Here is a 2,472-nt window from a genome sequence, read left to right as displayed (position 1 = left end):
CGTAAGCGGCTCATATAGACCGTCTATCGGTAGACCTCCGGTTCCGGGAAAATAATGTCCATCATTTATGAACTGCGCCCCAGATCTTGGACAACTTATGCAGCCTGACTCAGTCGATATTGTACCGGGCTAAGACCGCCAAGTTTTTCCTTTATCCTCAATTGGTTATAATATTCAATGTAACCGATGATGTCTCTCTTTAAGTCATCCACATTTTTATATTCATTGAGGTAATAACATTCTGATTTCAATGTTCCAAAAAAGCTCTCTATAACCGCATTATCAAGGCAATTTCCCCGGCGAGACATACTCTGAACGATACCGCTATCCTTTAACCATCGCTGCCACCGTGACATCTGATATTGCCAGCCTTGATCGCTGTGCAGTATTGGGTGTTCATCTTTCGACAACTGTTTCAGCGCATCCGTAAGCATAGTCTGCACCATTGAAGGTAAAGGGCGAGTGGCGAGGTTATAGGCAATTATTTCGCCATTATAAAGATCCATGATGGGCGACAAATACAGCTTCTTGCCATTCACTTTAAATTCAGTGACATCTGTAACCCACTTCTCGTTGGGGCGTTCTGCTTCAAACTGGCGTTTCAGAAGATTATCGCAAATTCGTCCTTGTTCTCCTTTATATGAACGGTACTTTTTGACGCGGATCAGGCTGCTAATACCCAGCTCCTTCATAAGTTTTCTGACGGTTTTGCCATTAAGTAAAACCCCCTCGTTACGACATGCCAGCCTGATGCGTCTGTAACCATAGCGGCCTTTGTGCTGGTGATAAATTTTCAGCACAAGCGCTCTGGCAGACTGGTATCGGTCCGGAGCCGCAAGACGTTTGACATGATAGTAAAATGTGCTCCGCGGCAGCCCGGCAACCATTAGCAATCGGGACAATGTCCATTCCTGCCTTAGTTCATTCACAATGCTCACTTTTTCCTGGACGTTGAGCATGTTTTCTGATGAACCAAGGCCTTCAGCTTTTTTAAGTAGGCATTCTCGACCCTGAGTTGTTCAAGTTCCTCTCGCTCAACATCGGTTAATGCTGGCAGTGGTGGGGCTGGACTGACGCTTTTATCTGGCACAGGGATGATCTTTTTATTTTTTCGGGTGAAAGCATCCTCGCCATGTTTTCTATATTTTTCAAGCCAGGTACATACAGTACCAAAGGCTGGTATCCCATGTTTAACCGCAGTTTCACGAACAGAGAAGCAATCATCCACGACTTCTTTTACTACCATAAGTTTGAAATCAGCAGAGTAGCGCCCCTTTTTACCCGTAAGTACGCCTATCCCATGCTCCCGGTAAGCATAAGCCCATTTTCTTACCGTACAGGGGCTGATGTCGTACATTCTGGCTACAAATTTCAGACTCAACTCATCTTCAAGGTACTTCTCTGATACTTCCTTTTTGAATTCCAATGAAAATTTTGCCATGCGCCCTCAGTTTTTGATCTGGTGTCTAACTTTTGGGGCGCACTACATTTATAATGGACATTATCGCTATGAAATATCGGACTCTGCTTTTCGACGCACTGCGCCTACATTTTGATGAACGCCTGTCCAGACTTGACGTCGGCCGGCGGCTTGGAATCCCCAAAAGTACTATCTGCGAGCTCTTTGTTCGCTTCAAAAAGCTGGGTATTAGCTGGCCGCTGTCTGACAGCATGACTCCCGATAAGCTCGCGTCACTGCTCTATCCTGCGCGTATCGCGGTAGACATAATCGAGAACCCTCATATCCCAGAGGCTGCTTTGGTGGAAGAGCCCGTTGCGCGCAAGCGGCCACGCCGCCCGAATTTTCCACATGAGTTTAAAATCGCTCTGGTCGAAAAATCACTGCAACCCGGTACCAATGTGGCTCAACTGGCTCGGGAACACGGCATTAACGATAACCTGTTGTTTAACTGGCGTAACCTTTATAAGCGAGGGCTGCTGCGGTACCGGAATGACGACACATTACTCCTGCCGGTTACTCTGGCTGAAACCACTGTGCCTGCTGAGACATCGGCCCCAGTTATGCCGCAATCTGCAGCTGGAGAGCCCTGCTGTGAACTGGAACTTCCCTACGGAATACTGCGTATCCGGGGGGCGTTGACACCCGAACTTCTGCGTATGCTAATAGGCGAAATGAAGGCGGGTGCACAATGAGCATGTTGCCGGCGGGAACACGCATCTGGATCGTGGCAGGCATCACCGATATGCGCAACGGGTTCAACGGTCTGGCCTCAAAGGTGCAGAATGCACTGAACGATAATCCGTTCTCCGGGCAGGTCTTCATCTTCCGCGGGCGTCGGGGTGATATGCTCAAGTTGCTGTGGGCTGATGCCGATGGTCTGTGCCTGTTCACTAAACGGCTTGAGCGTGGACGCTTCGTCTGGCCGGTGACCCGTGACGGCAAAGTCCACCTGACACCGGCACAGTTATCCATGTTGCTGGAGGGCATTAACTGGAAACATCCGCAAAGAA

At 48.6% G+C, this 2,472-nt stretch carries 3 protein-coding genes; 2 read left to right on the top strand and 1 reads right to left on the bottom strand.

The annotated features are described in order from the left end of the window. Positions 1–95 precede the first annotated feature (95 nt). Positions 96–1,441 (bottom strand): IS3 family transposase gene (locus AAIR21_RS27585; protein ID WP_416186580.1). Its coding sequence is split into 2 segments (ribosomal slippage): positions 96–971 and positions 974–1,441, totalling 1,344 coding nucleotides; the frame shifts between segments, so codons are not numbered across the junction. 68 nt (positions 1,442–1,509) lie between these two features. On the opposite strand from AAIR21_RS27585, the gene tnpA reads away from it, so the two are divergent. Together tnpA and tnpB are read left to right on the top strand one after the other, a co-directional pair. After that, positions 1,510–2,154, top strand: coding sequence for an IS66-like element accessory protein TnpA (tnpA, locus tag AAIR21_RS27580; protein WP_333169112.1), 645 nt, complete (start codon positions 1,510–1,512; stop codon positions 2,152–2,154). Further along, positions 2,151–2,472, top strand: a 322-nt coding sequence (tnpB, locus tag AAIR21_RS27575; protein ID WP_434682793.1) for an IS66 family insertion sequence element accessory protein TnpB, incomplete at its 3' end; no start/stop codon positions are given. The genes tnpA and tnpB, both read left to right, overlap by 4 nt.

Source organism: Enterobacter sp. PTB, assembly GCF_051130085.1.
Lineage (GTDB): Bacteria > Pseudomonadota > Gammaproteobacteria > Enterobacterales > Enterobacteriaceae > Enterobacter > Enterobacter ludwigii.
Note: the sequence above shows the minus strand (reverse complement) of the source record. Positions and strands in the feature narration are given on the sequence as shown.